Raw genomic sequence first — 21,443 nt, forward strand, 5'->3', positions numbered from 1 at the left:
TATAAAATCTTACCTAGTGCTCTCAGCCTTTTCCCAAAAAGGTTTAGCCTTTCCAGTTACTATATTATATACTCCTGCCCATTGGGCAATTATTGTGACGCAATAATAATAAATTAATGTCAGATACTTATTATCCGATTTCGTAATTACTTTAATTGGAGCCATTAGATAAAAAAGAACCTGACCTGAAAATGTTACCGTATATAAAAATGACTCTTGGATTAGCAGCGCATTTGCTAATAATAATAATAGATGAGAAATCCACAATAAATACCTACATGTTCTATGTCCGAAATAAAAATACGAGAACCATTTATACTTAAAAAAGTTCAGTATTCTTACATCGGGTAATATGTGTTTAAGAATTATTCGATTCATTCTTACCTTACGACCAAATTCATCTTCTATGACTTCTCCAGCTTTTTCATAAGCAACGGCATCATGATTTGCAATAGCTCTTTTACCTTGAAGTGCATATAAAGGTGGCATCGCACTATCATGACATTGAATCGGATCAAAGTCATAGTAGTCCTCCGTCCTACAAGCATATAACGCACCATTCCCCGCGGTAATTGTCTGTATTCTGCTCTCTATTTCCCGGGTAGCAATATCACTATCCCAATAGCTTGCTTCAGCATTACTAACAGCACTAGATGTCTGGTTCACAATGGATAATCTTCCTGAGACATAAGCAATATCATCTGAAGTAAAAGCAGCCATCAGTTCTTTTACAGAATTTCTATCCAAAATGGAATTAGCATCTGTCATAACTAAATACTCGGTTGTAACATTTTTTTGCGCTTCATTCTGAGCATTTGTTTTTCCTTTTCGCGCTTTAACTTCGTAAAGTCGTATGTTCCTATTTTGATGTTCATTAATGAACTGCTTAACAATTTTATTTGTATTGTCAGTACTATTGTCCGATGCAATTAAAAATTCTAGCTTATCTTTGGGGTAATTTAACTCAATAATGTTATTTAATTTTTCTCGTATCACTTTTTCTTCATTATGTGCCACCACCATAACAGTTACTGAGGGTTTATGATGATAATTCTTTTTGAGCGTTCTCCCACGTAATACTTTTCCAAAAACCTTCAAAGATAATGGATAACCAACCATAGCCCATACTATAATAAATCCACATATATAGAATATTATTTTATATAATAGCTCCATGTAATTTCTCCTTTAACCCTTACTGACTAACTTCTTTGCTGGAATCCCAACATACACACCTGGTTGGAGTATATTGTTAACCACGACTGCACCTGCACCGATTTTACAGCCTTTAGAAAGCTTTATGTTGTTACTAACTACACTACCAATTCCTAACCAAGACCCTTTGCCAACTCTAACCGTCCCTGCTATATGAACTCCTGGTGATATATGAACAAAATCTTCAATAAAGCTATCATGATCTATTGTAGAACCAGTATTAATAATGCATGCTCTACCTATTTTGGTACAGCAGTTAACAATAGCGCCTGCCATTACAACCGTACCACAACCAAATTTAACTTTTTCACCGATTACCGCATCTGGATGAACGATTACTGGAATGGTTGCACCTAACTTTTCAATCTCCTTATGGATTTTTTGCCTTATTGTGTTATCGCCAATCCCTACAAGAATATCGTATTGTTTTATGTATTCCTCCACATTATCTGATGTTCCAATAACCCTAATTCCCATAGAAGATTCGATGCTTTTATCGTTATCTAAAAAAGAAATCTCTTGCCATTTATTCATTTTTAATGCAACATCCGCTACCACTTTACCGTGACCACTAGCACCAATGATAAGTAGCTTATTTTTCATACTATTATTCTTCCTTTTTACTTATTTACTTCCTTTAAAAGGTTCTACAGTTGCCGAAGTCTCTGAATTAATTCCCTCTCGGACAAATACCTTTTTAATGGTAGACAAAACAATCTTTAAATCATGAACAAAACTCACATTATCTACATATTTCACATCTAAATTAAACTTGTCTTCCCAGCTGATTGTATTTCTACCGTTTATCTGTGCTAAACCAGATAAACCAGGCCTTACTTCATGACGCCTTTTTTGGTGGTTATTATACAATGTTAAATAGTGAACCAGTAACGGCCTAGGACCAATGATAGACATATCTCCTTTTAGAATATTGAATAGTTCAGGCAGTTCGTCTAGAGACGTAGAACGTAGAAAAGTTCCGAACTTAGTTAACCTTACATCATCTGGGAGTAACACTCCATTCACATCTCTCTGGTCTGTCATAGTTCTGAATTTATACATCATAAAAATCTTTTCATCCATTCCCGGTCTTTTTTGCTTAAAAAGGACTGGACTACCTAATTTAACTCTCACTAGAATTGCTACTATTGGAAGGACTGGAATAATGGAAAGAATAATTATAGCAAGCAATGAAAATGAAAAATCCATAGGTCTTTTTATATACCTTTCATAAATACCACTTTGTGATTTTTTCATTATTTTAACCACAACCCTCTAATAATCTTAACGATTCTCTGTAAGTCCTCATCCGTCATCTTCGTATCAGAAGGTAAACATATACCATTTTCAAATAACTGTGTAGAAACATCTGCACCCACAAAATCATAACCTTCAAAATATGGTTGCAAATGCATTGGCTTCCATATCGGCCTCGACTCAACATTCTCTTCTTCAAGTGCCCTCATGACATCTATCGGCCTTAATTCGCCATTCAGAGTCAAAGAACTCAACCAATAATTTGGTTCATCCCACTCATTAACTGGCATGAACTCAACACCTTCAAGATCTCCAAGTTCTCTCTTATAAAAATTAAAAATATATTTCTTTTTCTCAACTCTTTCTTTTAGCACCTTAAGCTGACCTCTTCCAATCCCAGCAACGACATTACTCATACGATAATTAAACCCTAATTCACTATGTTGGTAATGCCTCGCCTGATCACGAGATTGAGTGGCCCAAAATCTTGTTTTTTTTATCATTTTTTCATTGTTAGAAACAAGCATCCCCCCGCCAGATGTTGTAATAATCTTGTTTCCATTAAAGGAAAAGATTCCATAGTCTCCAAATGTCCCTGTATGCTGACCTTTATAATAGCCGCCTAACGACTCTGCTGCATCTTCAATGACCGTGACGTTGTATTTATTACATACTTCCATTATTCTATCCATATCCGCAGAAAGCCCGTATAAGTGTACTACGATTACTGCTTTCACTTGAGGGTATTTATTAAATGCTTCTTCGAGAGCGCGTGGACACATATTCCAGGTCTCATAGTTACTATCTATAAATACTGGTGTTGCACTTTGATAAATTATGGGGTTAGCTGTTGCAGAAAAAGTTAATGTGGGGCAAAATACAACATCTCCTTCACCTACACCAGCAGCCTTCAAAGCCAAATGAATAGCGGCTGTCCCTGAAGATAAAGCTGCGGCTGATTTAGAACCAACCTTGGATGCCAATTCATTTTCAAATTCATTCACATTATTACCCAAAGGGGCAATCCAGTTGGTATCAAAAGCTTCTTGGACGTATTGTTGTTCATAGCCTTCATCACTCATATGAGGGGATGAAAGAAAAATCCGATCTCCCATAACATAAAACTTCCTTCCATTCAATTCTACTATTTTAGTATGCTAGGACTTCCATGTACTTTCTTTATAAATAAATCCAAGTAAACCAATTCACATTTTATCATTATTAGAAGGTTGCCATAGGCAACCTTCTGCATTTTTCATTATTTTATAACCATTTTTTCTTCCTTTAGAATCTCTTGCATATAACTTAAAACATGGCTTTTAAGTTCACTTCGCTCAAGCGCAAGCTCCAATGTAGTCTTAACAAACCCAAGCTTTTCACCAACATCATACCGCTTACCCTTAAAATCATATGCAAATACACGCTGGATCTCATTCAGCTTCTGAATCGCATCTGTCAACTGAATCTCACCACCAGCACCCTTCTCTTGTTTATCCAGAAACATAAATATTTCAGGGTTTAGTATGTAACGTCCCATAATAGCAAGTTTTGAAGGAGCTGTACCTTGTTCAGGTTTCTCAACAAACGTTTTCACCTGGTAACGGCGACCATCTTGATCCAGCGGCTCAATGATGCCATAACGGTGTGTTTCTTCTTCTGCTACTGTTTGAACCCCAATAACTGAGGATAACGTCTTTTCTTGTTGATCCATCAACTGGCGAAGACATGGTTTATCTGAACGTACAATATCGTCACCAAGAAGAACAGCGAATGGCTCATCACCGATAAATTTACGCGCACACCATACAGCATGTCCAAGTCCTTTTGGTTCTTTCTGGCGAATGAAGTGAATCTCCACATTTGAAGTCGCATTCACTTTTTCAAGAAGATCAAATTTCTCTTTCTGCATCAAGTTATCTTCAAGCTCAAAGTTTTTATCAAAATGATCTTCAATCGCGCGTTTCCCTTTACCTGTCACAATAATAATATCCTCAATCCCAGACTCAATCGCTTCTTCAACGATATACTGAATGGTAGGTTTATCAACAATTGGTAGCATCTCTTTCGGCATAGCCTTCGTGGCCGGGAGAAAACGTGTTCCTAATCCTGCAGCTGGGATAATTGCTTTTTTCACCTTTTTCATTAAGAGCTCCCCCTTACAATCTATAACACTTGCTCCATAGCTTTCTTACTAGTTGGAAGTCTATTATTAGCTAAGTCAATTGCATAATTCCTCAAATCTTCAACACTGCTTTCTGCATGATGCTCAACCAGATACTCAACTAACTGATAGTCAAACTCTACTGTCTTCCCAATAAAAATCTTCGGAAATACAGGCTTCTTATTAACTTCCTTATCACTAAGAAGCTCTTCATACATCTTCTCACCAGGGCGAATCCCGCTAAACTGAATCGGAATCTGCTTTTCCGTAAATCCGGAAAGATGAATCAAGTTTTTCGCAAGATCAACGATCTTCACCGGTTCACCCATATCAAGAACAAACACCTCTCCACCTCGAGCAAGGGCACCTGCTTGTAAGACTAGCCTTGAAGCTTCCGGTATCGTCATGAAGTATCGCGTCATATCCGGATGAGTAACTGTTACTGGACCACCTGCAGCAATCTGCTTCTTAAACAAAGGGATGACACTGCCACGACTTCCAAGAACGTTACCAAATCGGACAGCTACAAACTTCGTCTTGCTTTGTCGGCCCAGGTTCTGAACGACCATTTCTGCAATGCGTTTCGTAGAGCCCATCACGTTAGGAGGGTTTACCGCTTTGTCTGTGGAAACGAGCACAAAGGCTTTTACACCTGCATAGTGTGCAGCCTCGGCCACGTTCTTCGTTCCGATGACGTTGTTCTTCACCGCTTCTTTCGGATTCGCTTCCATTAATGGTACGTGCTTGTGTGCAGCAGCGTGATAAATGTAGGAGGGTGAATAGTCCTGTACCACTTGGAAAATACGCCCTCTGTCCTGAACATCGGCAATGACGGTCACAAGTTCAGTCTCGATGTCTAATTGTTTTAGTTCCATATGAATCGTATAAATGCTGTTTTCTCCGTGACCAAGCAAAATGAGTCGTTCCGGACCAAACTTAACAAGCTGTCGGCAGATTTCTGAACCAATACTTCCACCAGCACCAGTAACCATGACCGTTCGTCCTTTAATTTCAGATTCTATGGAATCAATATCAAGTTCAACAGGCTCACGACCGAGAAGATCTTCGATTTGGACATCACGGATTTGATTGACTGACACATTTCCTAATGCAATATCTTCAATCATCGGCAAGGTCTGAACATTTTTGACAGTTTTTTTCGACATTTTAATCAAATCTTTAATAACCTCTTGCTTCACAGATGGCATCGCCATGACGATATGATTTACTTGATGTTTAACTGCTAATTGCTCAATATTTTTTGTACTGCCCAGAACAGGAAGTCCGGAGACGGTTAAATGGTGCAACGTATAATCATCATCTACAAATCCTACGAGGTCACCTTTGAATTCTTTGGAGTCCTTCATTTGTCTTGCAAGCATACGTCCGGCAGCACCTGCACCTACAATAAGTGTGCGCTGTCGACTAGGATCATTGACTTTGATTTTCGCTTTTTTCAATTTTGGCTTCAGTGTCATGCCATAGTTCCTATAATACTGCCAGGCAAAACGCACACCACCGATAAGTAATATATGTAACATCCACGTAATTGTTAAAGCCCGCTCATAAACGTTTCCGAATACAATGGCTTGAATCAATACAGCAGTAATAATCGATAAGGTAACTACACCAAAGATACCGATCAACTCTTCGGTACTTGCGTAGCGCCACTTCTTCTTATACATACCCGTTAGGCTGGAAAATACATGGTGGCTGATAAGCAGTGTTGCTGAAAGTACGATCATGACATTGTCAAAGACAGCAACGTAAGGATTCAAAAAGAAGTGGGACATATAAACAGAAAAGAAAACAATGATAGAATCAACGAAAACTAATAAAAGCAGCCGTTTTTTATATGCGTGAGTCACTTAGATTCCTCCTCTTTCTTTGATCAATGGCTTTATGTAATTCTTTTTCCAATAAAGTAATTTTCCATTCTGGTGCTTGATACTTTATGTATCGAATGGTTTTAATTGCTGACTTCGGTAATTGTTTTTCTTCCTCCATCCATACATCTCCTTAAATGCCGCTTGCGTTTTGTAACTTTTTTGTAACAATCCACATTGTACCAATATCTATGAATGCTTAAAAGGGGATAATAGTAGAATTTTGCAGATTTTTTATATTTTTTGTAAAAAATCATAATAAAGCGTTTTCTTATATCGATATTTACAAATTCATATAAAGGGGGTAATCCTCATACTTTGGATTACCCCTTTATTCCTTTTAAAACAAACCGAATATTTTCTTCTTTTTCACGTGATTCGGTGGCTCTGCCTGCAAGGCTCTTCCAACCAGTACATCTTCCGCATTCTCTGATAAGAGATAAACGAAATCCAGACCGAATGTACTTCTGATTTCACCGTAAGCTTCTGTCATACAGAAGCCTCGAGAACCCGTATTATGAGCATCACTGGCAATCAGATGCGCCAGGTTTGCTTCCAGCAGCTGCTCCGAAAACTTTTTGATTTTCTTCCCGAACTTACCGCAGACACTAGCCGCAGTCAGCTGAACGTAAGCCCCATGCTTGACGAACGAATACAAAAGATCAGGGTTCTCCATGATCGCTTTATTCCGCTCAGGATGAACAATGATCGGCGAATAACCGGCTACTTGTAAATCAAAGAATAGTTGATTCGCATAACGGGGGACGCTCCCTGATGGAAATTCAACAAAGACATAATTGCTTTCCTGATTTAATGGTAAGACTTCTTCCTGTTGCAAGCCTTTAATCATCTCGCCATAGATTCTCGTTTCCTGGCCAGGGAGAACTTCAAGGTCTATGCCCCGCTCCTGAAACGTTCGATTCAATTCATTTACTTGGATGAGGATGTCGTTCTTATAGTTATCGTAAGCCCCATTTTTATGATGAGGGGTAGCTATGATGGTACGTATGCCGTCAGCGACCGCCGCTTCGGCCATTTTGACACTTTCTTCAATTGTTTGTGCCCCATCATCCACACCAGGTAAGATATGACTATGAATGTCAATCAAAAGACCCATCCCCTTTCTATTATTTTACAGACGGTTTTTTATACTAAGCTAAATTATAGCAATATCAGACACTTTTTTAAACACTAGCTTACTAGTTTTTTAAAATTTTACATTTTATTTTCATATTTGTAACAACTTTGATAATTATTTTAAATATCAAAAAGAAGAGTCCGAAGACTCTTCTTTATTTATTGACCGTAATAATAATAATAGTTGCTTGAAGATGTAACCTCCTGGTCGTTCAACACGACTCCAAGAACATTGGCTTTTGCCTGATCCAGTTTTTCTTTGGCTTTCGCAGCCGCTTCTTTTTCCGTCTGTTTGCTTCGGACCACAAGAAGGACACCATCGACGTAGTTGGATAACACCTGCGAATCTGTTACAGCTAGAACCGGTGGTGTATCAAAAATGATCATGTCGTAATGCTGTTTCGCTTCTTTAATGAACTGCTCCATCTTATGAGAGCCCAGTAATTCAGACGGGTTCGGCGGGACCGGACCGCTCGTAATGACATCCAGGTAATCTACGTGGGTCGTGTTGACGAGGTCTTTCACCCGCTGTGTTCCGGCTAGATAATTACTCAGCCCCAGCATATTTTGAATACGGAACGTGTACTGAACCGTCGGTTTCCGCAGGTCTGCATCGACCAGCAGCGTTCTTTTCTGTTGTTGAGCGAATACGGCAGCCGTATTCGCTGTAGTCATGGATTTACCCTCAGAAGGTCCGGCGGAAGTTACGAGCATAGTTTCTAACTCGTTATCTACCGATGTGAATTGTAAGTTCGTACGGATTGTTCGATACTGCTCGGCAATCGGTGATTTGGGATTGTCTTCAGCAATCAAGTTTCTGGCTTTTGTATTCATGGTGTTCTTTTTCTTACGTACCAACGGATTCACCTCTAATTTCTGAAACTTTCGCTCTTCCTCGTGCCGGACTCTTAGTCGGGAGATCTTTCTCAGAAATGGTAGAGACGACGCCCAGGACTGGAAGGCCAAGGGTTTCTTCAATATCTTCTTCTTGCTTGATCGTATTGTCCAAGTATTCCAATAGGAAGGCGAGACCGACACCGATCATTGTACCGACAACAAAGGCGATCGCAATGTTAAGTGCAGTGTTCGGACTTACAGGTGCTGGATCAGGACCTAACTCAGCTTCTGTTAAGATATTAATGTTGTCGACACCATTCATCAGTTGGGGAACTTCCCCTTTGAATACATTGACAACGGTATTAGCAATGTCTACAGCGCGCTGTGGATTCGTATCGGTAGCGGTCACATTCACCACCTGGGATTCCTGCTCATTGCCGACTTGAATTTTGTCAGCCAGCTGCCCGGCTGTCATATTCAACCCTAATTCATCAGAGACTTCTGTCAAAATGCGTGGGCTCTTGATGATCACGTTATATGTATTGATCAATTCCACGTTTGTGCGGATATCGTTGATATCATAAGCGGCATTCTGCGACTGATCCTGGGACTGATTAACAATGAACTGAGAGGATGCTTCATAGGACGGGGTAAGAACAAAGAATGTAATAAGTGCACTAAGTGCAGCTGCCCCGACAGCTAGACTGATAATCATCCAGATTCGTTTCTTAAGGACCTCGAAAATTTCTTTCAAGGAAATCGTTTCTTCCATAGGTGTACCTCCATTTTTGTCGAAATTTACACAATAAGCACATTATAGCATAATGCTCTCTTTCGTTAAGGGGAAACATGACATTTTTTTCAATTGCTTTACAAAAAACAGTTCGATACTCCCCTTTTACAAACATCGGATAATCTTGGAATCTATGAATAGTATCAAGTATTTTTGGTACGAATGAACTATAAAAATAGGAGTAACCAACAAAATCCAACAGAAAATTATGGATTACGACCCAAATCATTCACGGGACGTTGTATAATGATGGATGATAATCAAGATGAGAAAGGGATGTGGTCCATGAATAAAAAAGCGATCGCTATATTTGTGCTTGTTCTTACCGTTATAGGAGCAGGGACGTTTTTCACAATGAAGGCCGTTGGAGCGAACACACTGAACAGCTTATACTCGGAGGCGAAAGAAGCCTATGAAGCGAAAGACTACGAAAAAAGCATACCCCTCTATGAACAAGTGCTCCGAAAAGACGCAGGTCACACAGCAGCCATAACAGAATTGGCACAGTCCCATGCAGCGCTTGAGCAGACAGAAGAGGCAATCAAAACCTTGCAGCAGGGAATCTACCAAAATCCAGAGGAATCTTCTCTCTACCTGTTCTTATCTGATCTTTTCTTAGAAATTGAAGACGTAGAAAATTCCTACGAAACGTTGGAAAAAGGAAAGTCCTATACGGGGTCAGGAGGAATCAATGATGCTTTCCAGCAATTGACGGACAAAATTTACTTACATATGGAAAGAAGCCGGGTACAAAAGGGATTCGATCAGGAATTGTCACTGGTGTGGGAGAACGAAGAAGGTGACCGCGTCCCTCTTCAAGCTGATTATGTTATAGAAGATGAGGCAGTAGGCACACTCTCGAAGTTAGAGGATTCTCCTGCCGTGTTATTTACCGGAGAACAGCTGGGAGAAACTTCGGTCGAAGTGGAATGGAAAGCCATTGAAGAGAATATAAAGATGGAAGTCGTCGACCAGCTTCTTTCTGAAGTGGAACTCACCCCCGGCGATTTGGAACCGCTCGCCATTGGAGAAACATTGAATCTTGAAGTGACGGGTAAAGATGCTTCAGGAGAGGATATGAGTTTTGAGCCCGAATGGTCCACGAAAGAAGGGAATGTTGCCGTACAATTCACCGATGACCAAAAAGTAACTCTTGAAGCAACTGAAGCCGGCAAAGATGTCTTGACCCTTTCCTTTGAGGACTTTACCCAAGAATGGGAGGTCATCGTCGAAGGGGATGGAGAGTCTTATGTTCAAACCCATGTAGAAGGAGAAGGCCGCATCAAGTTATCTCCTGATAAAGAGGAGTATGAGGAAGGCGAGGACATCCAATTAGAAGCGATTGGCGAAGAAGGCTGGGAGTTCGTCCGATGGGAAGGTGACCTTCAAGGAAGTGAGAACCCGGTCCAGCATACGATGGACGGGCACTTGAACGTAACCGCCGTCTTCGAATCCAATACTCACGACCTCCGTCTGAGTATATCTGGAGAAGGGGAAGTTTATCGAGATTCCCTTGCTACCTCTTTCGCTCATAACGAAACGATTTCTCTACGAGCACGCCCGGAATCAGGCTGGACGTTTGAAGGTTGGGAAGGCGATGTTACGAGTTCACAAGAGGATATTGAACTGATGATGGATGAGGAAAAGTCGTTACGTGCGATTTTTGTTAAAGATGAAGAGGATGAAGAACCAACAGAAGAGGAAACGGAAGAAGAATCACCTTCTGAAACTACCACCTATCGATTGAGCGTCCAGAAGAGCGGACAAGGCTCTGTTCAAAAAAATAAATCCGGCAGCCGCTTCGATGAAGGAACCCTTGTTAACTTATCAGCCACACCTGCGGATGGTTATACTTTTGCAGGATGGAAAGGGGATGTGAGTGGCTCTTCCAGGCACATTACCTTAAGGATGAATAGCAACTATTCGGTACGGGCGGTCTTCGAGAAAAAAGCGTCTCCAGAGCCCGAACCAGAACCTGAGCCGACTCCTGAACCAGATCCCGAGCCGGAACCTGATCCTGAACCTGAGCCTAAACCAGAACCAGAGCCGGAAAAATATTCTATAACGGTAGGAAAAACGGGGGAAGGAAGTTTACAAGTATCGAACAAGACGGTACAAGCAGGTCAGACGATTACGGTTACCGCGGTGGCAGCAGAGGGGTGGATATTCGCTCGTTGGGCCGGAGATGCCTCCGGAACAAGCCCAAGCACTTCCGTCACTATGAACCGCAATAAGTCTGTGACCGCCATTTTCAAAAAATCATCCGAAGAATAAAGATGTTCTAAAATACGTGAAAAATCGCAAGCCCCGTCGGGTTTGCGATTTTTCAGTTTAGGCGTGCTCACCTTCCATGACCTGTTTTGAAGATGTCTCAGGAGCTTGATGTGTCACATAAGTACCCGCAATAAAATCGTGAATCGACCGTTTATCCTCACGAATACCGACCATGAACGCACTGACGATAAGCGCAATTCCTAATGTAATGGCATAAACGAGTGCCCCGATAAGCTCTCGCAACAGCATCTGCTTGACCCCTACCTCTGAACCATCCTTCTTCACGATACGAACTCCGGCCGCTTTCTTCCCTACCGTATACCCGTACCATGCAATGGGAAGTACAATAAAATATACCGTACTCAGAGTATCCAAAGGGTTGGATTGTCTTAAGAATTCTCCGTAAATGACATAAGTAATCAGAGTAAAAATCACACCTAAAATAACGCCATCCAGTAACCGGGCAGCAAAGCGCGCCCAAAATCCTGCCGGTTGTTTAATATCCATACTTCCATCTCCTTTCGTTGTTACGTACTATATACCACATTTTGGAATTTATAGTCCTTTGGATGCGGTCACTTTATAATGCCCCTTAGGTATGGATTTTTTTATCGTCCAAGCCAGACCGTCGAGTTACTCTTGGCTCCCGTTCTTTCCTCAGACACATATTCTTTCGCACGATCTTCATTCTCTTATGTAGTCACTCTCCTTATGCGTACTACTAAAAAGAGCGCAAGCCATTTTATAGGCTTGCGCTCTTTCTTATAATCTTTAACCGTTAATCCAATCGGTATGGAACGTACCTTCTTTATCGACGCGCTGATATGTGTGCGCACCGAAATAGTCACGCTGTGCTTGCAGCAAGTTGGCTGGAAGCTTGGCCGTACGGTAGCTGTCGTAATAAGCAAGGGCGCTTGAGAACGCAGGTACCGGTACACCGTTTTGAATCGCTAGAGCTAGTGTTTCACGAAGCTCTTTTTGATAAGAAACCGCGATATCCTGGAAATAAGGATCGAGAAGCAGGTTCGTCAGATTCTCGTCTTTGTCGTAAGCGTCTTTAATCTTCTGCAGGAACTGGGCACGGATGATGCAGCCGCCACGGAAGTTCATAGCGATGTCGCCGTACTGAAGGTCCCAGCCTTTTTCTTCGGACTGTGCACGCATCTGCGCGAAACCTTGCGCGTAGGAGCAGATTTTACTCATGTACAACGCTTTGCGAAGAGACTCGATCACTTCTTCTTTGTTTCCGTCAAAAGTAACTTCCGGACCAGTCAGGTATTGGCTCGCTTTCTCGCGCTCTTCTTTCATCGCAGAGATGAAGCGTGAGAATACAGACTCTGTAATGATTGGAAGTGGAACACCAAGATCAAGAGCACTCTTACTTGTCCATTTTCCTGTTCCTTTTTGACCAGCTGTATCAAGAATCACTTCAACAAGCGGCTTGCCTGTTTCTTCGTCTACTTTTGTGAAGATGTCGGCAGTGATCTCAATCAGGTAGCTGTCGAGTTCGCCTTCGTTCCACTCTTTGAAGACTTCGTGAAGCTCTTGTGCAGATAGGCCAAGAACATTTTTCATGATGAAGTAGGCTTCACAGATCAACTGCATGTCACCATACTCGATGCCGTTGTGTACCATTTTCACGTAGTGGCCGGCACCGCCGCGGCCCATGTAGGCGGCACATGGTGTACCTTCAACGTTCGCTGCGATCGCATCAAAGATCGGCTTCACTTCTGCATAAGCTTCACTAGGTCCACCTGGCATGATGGAAGGTCCTTTACGGGCACCTTCTTCACCGCCGGAGAATCCTGTACCGATGAAGTGAACACCTTTTTCTTCTAAGTAAGCGGCACGGCGTTCTGTATCCTCATAGTACGTGTTACCACCGTCAATCAGCATGTCGCCTTCTTCCAAGTGAGGGACAAGGCTTTCGATGACTTTGTCTGTTGTGTCGCCTGCTTTGACCATCATCAAGATTTTGCGTGGTTTTTCAAGGGAAGACACGAATTCTTCCGCGCTGTAGGCCCCAGAAATATTCCCTGTATTCTCATCATTTCCGACCAGTTCGTCTACACGGTCTGTCCAGTAATCATAGACAGACACGGTGTAGCCGTTATCTTGAATGTTCAGGGCAAGATTCGCCCCCATGACTCCTAAACCGATGACTCCAATATTCTGCTTATCCATGTTCCGATCAAATCCTTTCCATTCTATCTGTAAAAAGTTTTTACCACCATGTATAGCCGTCTTCGTTCAAGAGCTTCTCAGCTGCTTCCGGTCCTTCAGATCCTGCTTGATAGCCGTGAAGAGGGAGAGCGTCGTTTTCGAATGCTTCCAAGATCGGCTGGACCCACTTCCAGGATAGCTCCACCTCACTCCAGTGAGCGAAATACGTGGAGTGCCCCTGCATGGCATCTTCCAATAGGTTTTCATAAGCCTCTGGCTGGGCATCCAGGTTTTTAGAAAAGTTGATGTACGCCGGTTCGAACTTTTCATTCGAATCGTCCTTCAAATTGATACGCAGCCCGACACTTTCGTTCGGATTGATTTCAATCATCAACAGGTTAGATACGGCTCCCGCCGCATCTTCATCAGCAGCAACTTCATTTTTGAACTCAATAATGATGCGTGTCGATTTTTTCTCAAGACGCTTTCCTGTACGGATATAAAAAGGAATGCCTTTCCAGTAATCGTTGTCGATGTACAAACGAGCTGCGAAGTACGTATCGTTGTTCGAGTTTTCCGCTACACCGTCTTCTTCCAAGTAACCCGGGATCGGTTCCGCGTTCATTTCACCCGCTTCATACTGCCCACGCACGACATGCTTGGATATTTCATCTTCCTCCACAGGGCGCAAGGATTCCATAATCGCTTTTTTCTTTTCTTCAATCTGTTTCGGCGTCAGTTTTTCCGGGTGATGAAGGGCAGTCATCATCACGAGCTGAAGCAAGTGGTTCTGCACCATATCACGAATGGCTCCAGCCTTATCATAATAACCCGCTCTCGTTCCAACACCGACGGTCTCACTCGCTGTAATCTGAACGTTCGCAATCTGTTCATGATTCCACAGGGCCTTCAAAATCGGGTTCGGACGAATCAACGATTCAAGATTCTGCACCATTGGTTTTCCGAGGTAGTGGTCGATACGGAAAATCTCATCTTCCTGGAACACTTTCGTCAGCTCTGCATTCAAATGACGCGCTGAGTGTAAGTCACTTCCGAATGGCTTTTCAACGATCAGACGCTTCCAGCCGCTCGTGTCCGTGATTCCATTTTCGTGAAGAGACGCCGCGATCGGCTCAATCAACTTCGGTGCAACCGAAAGATAGAACAGACGATTTTCCGGAATGGAAAGCTCGCTTTCTCTTTCCTCAATAAAGGATTTCAATCCTTGATACGATTCATCCTTCATCGCATCAAAAATGAAGTAACGGAAAGAAGCAAGGAACTCGTCCAGGTTCGATTCGTCTACATCTCTTCGTGAGAAAGATTCCAGAGACTCTTTAATGATGTTGTGGAAATCTTCCTGCGTATACGGTCTGCGTCCAAGTCCTACGACGGAAAGGGAATTCGGCATTTTCCCCTCGATATATAAATTATAGAGAGCGGGATAGATTTTACGTTTCGCCAAATCGCCGCTTGCTCCGAATAAAACAAAGGTCATGTCGTCCATCATTTCTGCGGTATCGATTCCATGACTTTTCGTGTTGAATTGGTCCATGATTCGTGTTACCTCCTGTACTTTTGCGCTTTTATTAGTATAAAGCATGAGTACCAAATATGTAAGTGAACAGGCTTACGCCAGGAACACTATTTTATTGTTTACCTCATCCATGACATTTATGAAACATGTCTTATATGTATGGTTTGCCATGAAAATTATTTTACTGAAAATTCGGCTGTTTTTAAAGAGGCAACAGGAGGCACATAGTCCGCATCAGGCTTAATTTCAGCGATGTGAGAAACGTGACGCTTTGTATGTCGGCTATACTCTTAGTGTGAGCGTTTTCACTTTAATTTGCAATAGATTGAAAAAAATTTTCATAAAATATTTCATTTATAAGTCCGTTTTCACTCTGAATGAGAGAGTGTTTTTCCTCTACTATTAGAGACAATCTTTACGATAAAAAGAAAAAAGCCGAACACTCCTTTTCAGGAAGCATTCGACTCTTCTTCTGTTTGATCCGCTTGCGAATTTTTTCGATTACGAATGATTGGAACAACAAACGATAGAATACTTACGATGTAAAGTCCGATGGATACCGGATCAGAGATTAGAATCATCATATCTCCACCAGCTGCTGTCAACGACTGTCTTAGTGACTGCTCCATCATGCCGCCAAGGATAAAAGCTAAGATGAACGGAGCTGCCGGGAAGCTGAATAGTCTCATTAAATAACCAACAAAACCAAAGATCAACAGTAAGTATAAATCGAATGTACTGAAGCTGATGGCATAAACGCCGATCAAACTGAAAATGGCAACTAGCGAGATGAGCATCGGTCGTGCGATCTTCAATATTTTTGCGATGTACGGAATAAGTGGTAAGTTCAGAATCAATAAAAAGATATTTCCGATATACATACTGGCGATGATCCCCCAGAAGACTTCCGGACGATCGGCCATCAGGAGTGGCCCGGGTTGAATTCCGAGAACGAGAAAAGCCCCTAACATGACGGCTGTCGTTCCGGACCCTGGAATACCTAGGCTGAGTAACGGAACGAAGGCACCACTGGTCGCTGCATTATTGGCCGTTTCCGGTGCCGATAATCCTTTGATCGATCCTTTTCCGAATTCTTTTGGATTCTTGGCGATTTTCTTTTCTGAAATATAACCGATGAAAGAAGCGATTGTCGCTCCTGCACCTGGCAGAACCCCAAGAATGAAACCGAGGAAGGACTGTCTGCTCATCGGGCCGCGCATTTCTTTGAAATCCGCTTTACTGAGCTTCAAACTTCCGATATCCCCCTGATTTTGCAGCGATTGATCTTTTCTGTTTTTCACCAGAAAACAAATTTCAGCGAGAGCAAAGAGCCCAAGAGCGATGACGAGAAAATCAATACCTTCTAATAAGTTCGGATTGTTGAACGTAAAACGGCTCGTTCCCGTCTGCCCGTCGATTCCAATCGTCGCCACCATAAAGCCGACGGTGGCTGTAATCAAAGCTTTGATCGTTGAGCCATCTGAGAGACTTGCGATGGCCGTCAGACCTAAGAACATGAGGGCAAAATATTGAGGCGGACCGAATGAAACGGCAACCGCAGATAAGGCGGGGGCGAACAACATCAGAAGAACAACGGAAACAGTCCCCCCAACGAATGAGGAAATCGCAGCTATCGCCAATGCTTTCCCTGCTTCTCCCCGCTGCGCCATCGGATAGCCGTCAAAGGATGTAGCGACCGTGCCTGATATTCCTGGTGCGTTCAAGAGAATCGAAGACGTCGATCCACCGAATACCGCTCCGTAATAAACACCTGCCATCATCACTAAAGCGACAGATGGGTCCATTCCATATGTGATCGGAATCATGATTGCAATTGCACTGATTGGTCCAAGGCCCGGCATCATCCCAATGAGCGTGCCAGCAACGACGCCGATCAGAACGAACAAAATCCCCTGCCAGCTGAATGCGACCTGAATTCCCTGCATTAATCCATCCATTGCACCCATGGTGACTCACCTCCTCTTAAAATGGTAGTAATCCTTGTGGTAGTCGGATTTGTAATAAATAATTGAACGAAAGGTACATAATCAGTGGAAATAGAACCGCAACGAGGATGGTTGTGACGAGTTTTCTATACCCCAGGAACCAGGAACATGCAAAAATGAATAGCATGGAACTCAAAACAAAACCGAGGATTTCCAGTAGGAAGATGTAGAGAAATATCATGCCACCGACCGCGAGTAAAACCAGCATTTCTTTTTTCGGTACCTGACGTTTTTCCTTTTCCTCTTTCGTTTCTGATGATTTATCGAAGAATAAAAAGACGGCCAGAATGATTAGTAAATAGCCGAGGATTTTTGGAACAAAATCCGAATCGACCGGAACATAAGGGTACTCCTTTAAGTTGTAGCTCAAATAAAGATAACCAGCAGCGAACAAAATTAAAAAGATACTCACTTTCTGGTTCAACGTTTTCAGCAAAATCATCACCTTCGATCTAATAGAAAAGGGCCTGCGTACAGACCCTTTCTATCTATTATTGATTCAAACCAAGCTCTTCCATCAAACTTCCGAGTTGATCCCTTTGTTCATCAAGGAACTGGCTGTACTCTTCACTATCCATATACATTTCATCCCAGCCATAATTGGTACGAATCTCCGCAAATGCTTCTGAATCACTGACTTCTTTCAGTTTTTCCTCATAATAAGCGACTTGTCCTTCAGTCATATCTCCAGGTCCGAAGAAACCTCTCCAGTTCACGAATGTCGCATCAATGCCCTGCTCTTTCGCTGTCGGGAAGTCTTCCAGTACTTCACCTTCCAGACGTTCTTCTGCGGTAATTCCGAGGACACGAACTTTTCCTGCTTTCACTTGTTCGACGGTTTCAGCGATCCCAGTAGAATATACATCTGCACTTCCGTTCAGGATCTGTGTCATTCCTCCGCCATCCTGAGCAGAAACGTACTTGATTTTCTGAATATCGACACCCGCTTCTTTAGCGATGGTCACAAACTGCATGTGGTCCATGGAACCAGGAGAAGACGTTCCCACGACCGTAACGCTGGAAGGATCTTTTTTCATATCTTCAAAGAGCTCGTTTAAATCCTGCCACTTCGCATCATCAGCGACTGCAAAAGCTGCATAGTCCGCAATCATGTTGGAAAGTGGAGTGAAATCTTCATGAGACAAATCCGACTGTCCGTTCAATGGAACGAAGATCAATGGTGGTGAAGAAACGAAAATGTTGTGCGGGTTGTTCGTACTGTTGATGTACGACCAGCCGACAGCTCCACCGCCTCCTTCTTTGTTGACGACCCCGACGTTCTGTTCCGTGATCTCTTCTTCTTCAAGGATTTTTCCGACAGAGCGAGCGGTCGTATCCCAGCCACCGCCGGCCCCAGCAGGTGCGACGATTTCAATATTTTTATCCGGTGTCCATTCTCCATCGCCGCCATCCCCGCTCGTTTCCGAAGAGTCACCGCCACAAGCAGCTAAGAACAAAACAATCAATAAACTACCCATCATCCATAAATGCTTCTTCATAAGTATAAGTCCCCTCTCTTCTTGCTATTTGATGATAGTTTATAAGATAGAAACCTATATGTAACCGTTTTCAAAATAATCAAAATTAAAAGCATAAAATCAATTAACCAAATAAAATTCACGAGAGTTATAATGGATAAAACTGTAAGACCTGGTCACCCAAGAATTGGGTGACCAGGTCTTACAGTTTCTAACAATTCTTCTCACTTTCATTCATCTATTCCTTTCTTCCGTTTACCCAAAAAAAAGACCCGTCATACCGACGAGTCTTCTTCGTGCTCTATCCTTTATCTTTTATAATACTTTCTCTGTGGGCGGCCGACTTTTCCGTAGTTCATCTCCGCCTTTCCTTTTCCTATGCTGATCAAATACTCCAAGTACCTGCGGGCGGTGGTTTTTGAGGCTCCCATCTGGCCGCTTGCCTGTTCGGCCGTCAATCCATGCTCCCCAGCATCTGAAAGCATCTGTTCCACTTTCTCAAGCGTCAGTGGGTCGATACCTTTAGGTACCGATAGAGAAGCAGTAGAAGTTGTTTCGTTGGAGGATTTGATCAACTGGTCGACAGCCGCCTGGTCGAAGGTCTCGATCTGTGCCATCTGCCTTTTTCGCTCCTGATAGTTTTCAATTGTCTCCTGGAACCGCTCCATCGTAATTGGCTTGATAATATAATCGAACACGCCATACTTCAGCGCCTTTTCCACCACTTCTTTTTCCCTCGCCGCCGTAACCATGATGACATCCGTTTGTGGCGCAATTGAACGAATATCATGGAGAAGGTCAACGCCCAGCTGATCTGGCATATAGACATCCAACAGAAGAAGATCCGGCTGTTGTTCTTCAAGCATCCTTAAAGTCTCTTCGCCATTCAAAGCCTTCCCGACAACTTCGACTCCATCCACGACTCGTAGAAATTGTGCATGCAGTTCTGCCACCCTGAAATCATCTTCACTGACCATGACCTTCATCCGGTCCACCTCCTGTATATTTCGGTAAAAAGATCGAGAACACCGCACCGCCTTCGTCGCTATTGTCCACTTCCATCGTTCCAGAGAGACCCTCGACAATCTCACGCACATTGTGAAGACCATACCCCCGATAATCTCCTTCTTTCGTAGAGAAACCTCGCACGAATAAAGATTTGTACACGTCTTCAGGAATGCCCGGTCCGTTATCGGATACTTCAAAAACGATGTCATGTCCCACATCCGTCACAAAAAACTCGACTCTTTTTTCCTTTTGGCCACTCACCGCTTCGAAAGCATTATCAATCATGTTGCCTAACATCGTGATTAATTCCGTCCTTGTGATATGTCCGGGAACACGCTGCAGTTCTGAATCTTCCTGAATGATGAAGTCGACTTTCTGCTCAGAAGCCGTACTCATCTTCCCCGTCAAAATGGCCTGCACCGTTTCATCTTGAATCCGGTCGAAAATCAAAGCTTGATGCTTTTGGGACATCTGGAAATCTTCTTCAATCATTCCCATTGCTTCTTCCTGTTTCCCTAACTGCAAAAGCCCGAGCAGCACATACATCTTGTTGGCGTGCTCATGCGTCTGGGAGCGCAGACTTTCCGAGTGACTTTTTACTTCGGATAACGTCTGGACCATGTTCCTCACTTCTGTCTTATCACGAAAACTGGAAACGACCCCGGCAACCTCCCCGTCGTGGATGATCGGCGTTCGATTGACGATCACGACCTTATCCAGCAGAATCATCTCTTCATCTCTGATGGCTTTTCCTGTCTCTAACACTTTCAGCATTTGCGTGTTAGGAAAGACATCCGTAATGAACTGCCCCTCAGCTCCGCCGGATAAGTTTAACAACTCAATAGCGGACTGGTTGATCATCGTCACCCGGCCGTCGGCATCAATAGATATGATCCCTTCTTTAATAGAAGAAAGAATGGCTTCACGAGTTTGATAAAAGGAGGTAATCTCATAAGGTTCCAGCCCAAGTGTATCCTTCCTTATACTCCGCGCCAGTAAAAGGCTTCCGACAGCTCCGACCACTAATACAAGGACAGCTACACCAAAAACGTTTTCAAGCTTATTCCACACGATTGACCGTACGTCCTCTAACAAGAAACCTACCGAAACGATGCCGATAATATCCCCATTCTCCCCGATGATCGGGGCTTTACCTCTTAAGGAAGGGCCAAGTGTCCCTTCTGCTTTCGATATGTAATATTCGCCGTTCTTCAAGGCCTGCTCATTGTCACCACCGACCATCCGCCGGCCGATTTTCCACTCATCGGGATGGGCATACCGGATGCTGTCCTTATTTCCAATCACCACAAATTCAGCCCCGGACTCTTCCTGCACACTCAAAGCAATCGGCTGAATGACTTCAGACGGGTTCTCTGTGTCAAACGCTTCCTTGATGGAAGGCATAAATGAGACCGTACTCGCGACCTGAAGGGCGAGCTGCCCCATTTGGTCTTCCACATCCTTCTTTTCCATATATGCAAAAACTCCAGCCAGCAGTCCGATGACCAGAACGAGCAATGATAAAATCAGCACCATGATTTTTGTACGCAGGGAAACTTTCACCATCATCTCCACCTATGAAAACGTTATCTCCATTTATCGTAACACAGGAGAAGATTTAAGAGTTTGGTAATATCTGAATTTTTCATCATCGAATGCCTAAAAGACGACCTGAAAGAAGCATTTCTAAG

At 42.9% G+C, this 21,443-nt stretch carries 19 protein-coding genes; 1 reads left to right on the top strand and 18 read right to left on the bottom strand.

The genetic code is table 11. The features are described 5' to 3' along the window. Positions 1-9 precede the first annotated feature (9 nt). The 10 genes from VKA52_RS10020 to VKA52_RS10065 form a co-directional block, all read right to left on the bottom strand. Entirely contained in the window at positions 10-1,176 is a 1,167-nt protein-coding gene (locus VKA52_RS10020; RefSeq protein WP_326315557.1) for a glycosyltransferase family 2 protein, read from the bottom strand. A gap of 12 nt (positions 1,177-1,188) precedes the next feature. Next, positions 1,189-1,818 carry an acetyltransferase gene (locus VKA52_RS10025; RefSeq protein WP_326315558.1) on the bottom strand — a complete coding sequence of 210 codons (630 nt, stop codon included), beginning with the start codon at positions 1,816-1,818 and terminating at the stop codon, positions 1,189-1,191. A 21-nt stretch (positions 1,819-1,839) separates the two neighbouring features. After that, a complete protein-coding gene (locus VKA52_RS10030) occupies positions 1,840-2,472 on the bottom strand; it encodes a sugar transferase (RefSeq protein ID WP_326315559.1) in 633 nt (210 codons plus the stop codon). Beyond that, positions 2,472-3,587 (bottom strand): DegT/DnrJ/EryC1/StrS family aminotransferase, encoded by a 1,116-nt coding sequence (locus VKA52_RS10035; RefSeq protein WP_326315560.1) that lies wholly within the window; start codon positions 3,585-3,587, stop codon positions 2,472-2,474. Before VKA52_RS10035 ends, VKA52_RS10030 begins: the two co-directional genes overlap by 1 nt. Positions 3,588-3,730: 143 nt before the next feature. Next, positions 3,731-4,615 carry a UTP--glucose-1-phosphate uridylyltransferase GalU gene (gene galU, locus VKA52_RS10040; protein WP_326315561.1) on the bottom strand — a complete coding sequence of 295 codons (885 nt, stop codon included), beginning with the start codon at positions 4,613-4,615 and terminating at the stop codon, positions 3,731-3,733. Positions 4,616-4,635: 20 nt separating this feature from the next. Then, complete coding sequence (locus tag VKA52_RS10045; protein ID WP_326315562.1) at positions 4,636-6,501, bottom strand: polysaccharide biosynthesis protein; 1,866 nt, start codon at positions 6,499-6,501, stop codon at positions 4,636-4,638. Beyond that, on the bottom strand, positions 6,485-6,640 hold the full coding sequence (locus VKA52_RS10050; RefSeq protein ID WP_326315563.1) for a hypothetical protein: 156 nt from the start codon (positions 6,638-6,640) through the stop codon (positions 6,485-6,487). Before VKA52_RS10050 ends, VKA52_RS10045 begins: the two co-directional genes overlap by 17 nt. Positions 6,641-6,859: 219 nt before the next feature. Continuing rightward, positions 6,860-7,627 carry a tyrosine-protein phosphatase gene (locus VKA52_RS10055; RefSeq protein ID WP_326315564.1) on the bottom strand — a complete coding sequence of 256 codons (768 nt, stop codon included), beginning with the start codon at positions 7,625-7,627 and terminating at the stop codon, positions 6,860-6,862. A gap of 188 nt (positions 7,628-7,815) precedes the next feature. After that, complete coding sequence (locus VKA52_RS10060; RefSeq protein ID WP_442788836.1) at positions 7,816-8,514, bottom strand: CpsD/CapB family tyrosine-protein kinase; 699 nt, start codon at positions 8,512-8,514, stop codon at positions 7,816-7,818. Next, positions 8,504-9,265 (bottom strand): YveK family protein, encoded by a 762-nt coding sequence (locus tag VKA52_RS10065; protein WP_326315566.1) that lies wholly within the window; start codon positions 9,263-9,265, stop codon positions 8,504-8,506. The genes VKA52_RS10060 and VKA52_RS10065 overlap by 11 nt, the downstream gene beginning before the upstream one ends. Positions 9,266-9,535: 270 nt before the next feature. On the opposite strand from VKA52_RS10065, the gene VKA52_RS10070 reads away from it, so the two are divergent. Further along, positions 9,536-11,560, top strand: a complete 2,025-nt coding sequence (locus tag VKA52_RS10070) for an InlB B-repeat-containing protein (RefSeq protein ID WP_326315567.1) — start codon at positions 9,536-9,538, stop codon at positions 11,558-11,560. 57 nt (positions 11,561-11,617) lie between these two features. Here VKA52_RS10070 and VKA52_RS10075 read toward each other — a convergent pair whose 3' ends face one another. The 8 genes from VKA52_RS10075 to VKA52_RS10110 all read right to left on the bottom strand — a co-directional run bounded on the left by VKA52_RS10075 (position 11,618) and on the right by VKA52_RS10110 (position 21,318). Continuing rightward, a complete protein-coding gene (locus VKA52_RS10075; protein ID WP_326315568.1) occupies positions 11,618-12,067 on the bottom strand; it encodes an RDD family protein in 450 nt (149 codons plus the stop codon). Positions 12,068-12,331: 264 nt separating this feature from the next. Continuing rightward, positions 12,332-13,744, bottom strand: coding sequence for an NADP-dependent phosphogluconate dehydrogenase (gndA, locus tag VKA52_RS10080; protein WP_326315569.1), 1,413 nt, complete (start codon positions 13,742-13,744; stop codon positions 12,332-12,334). A gap of 40 nt (positions 13,745-13,784) precedes the next feature. After that, a complete protein-coding gene (gene zwf / locus VKA52_RS10085) occupies positions 13,785-15,230 on the bottom strand; it encodes a glucose-6-phosphate dehydrogenase (RefSeq protein ID WP_326315653.1) in 1,446 nt (481 codons plus the stop codon). A 479-nt stretch (positions 15,231-15,709) separates the two neighbouring features. Then, complete coding sequence (locus tag VKA52_RS10090; RefSeq protein WP_326315570.1) at positions 15,710-17,227, bottom strand: tripartite tricarboxylate transporter permease; 1,518 nt, start codon at positions 17,225-17,227, stop codon at positions 15,710-15,712. 16 nt (positions 17,228-17,243) lie between these two features. Then, positions 17,244-17,708, bottom strand: a complete 465-nt coding sequence (locus tag VKA52_RS10095) for a tripartite tricarboxylate transporter TctB family protein (RefSeq protein WP_442788840.1) — start codon at positions 17,706-17,708, stop codon at positions 17,244-17,246. Positions 17,709-17,757: 49 nt separating this feature from the next. Beyond that, positions 17,758-18,765, bottom strand: a complete 1,008-nt coding sequence (locus VKA52_RS10100; protein WP_326315571.1) for a tripartite tricarboxylate transporter substrate binding protein — start codon at positions 18,763-18,765, stop codon at positions 17,758-17,760. A gap of 287 nt (positions 18,766-19,052) precedes the next feature. After that, the gene (locus VKA52_RS10105) at positions 19,053-19,730 is read right to left on the bottom strand and encodes a response regulator (protein ID WP_326315572.1); all 678 of its coding nucleotides are present in this window, start codon (positions 19,728-19,730) and stop codon (positions 19,053-19,055) included. Continuing rightward, entirely contained in the window at positions 19,711-21,318 is a 1,608-nt protein-coding gene (locus VKA52_RS10110; protein ID WP_326315573.1) for a sensor histidine kinase, read from the bottom strand. The genes VKA52_RS10105 and VKA52_RS10110 overlap by 20 nt, the downstream gene beginning before the upstream one ends. Between the last annotated feature and the right edge of the window lie 125 nt (positions 21,319-21,443).

It is taken from the genome of Halobacillus sp. HZG1 (genome assembly GCF_035818575.1).
GTDB lineage: Bacteria > Bacillota > Bacilli > Bacillales > Halobacillaceae > Halobacillus > Halobacillus litoralis.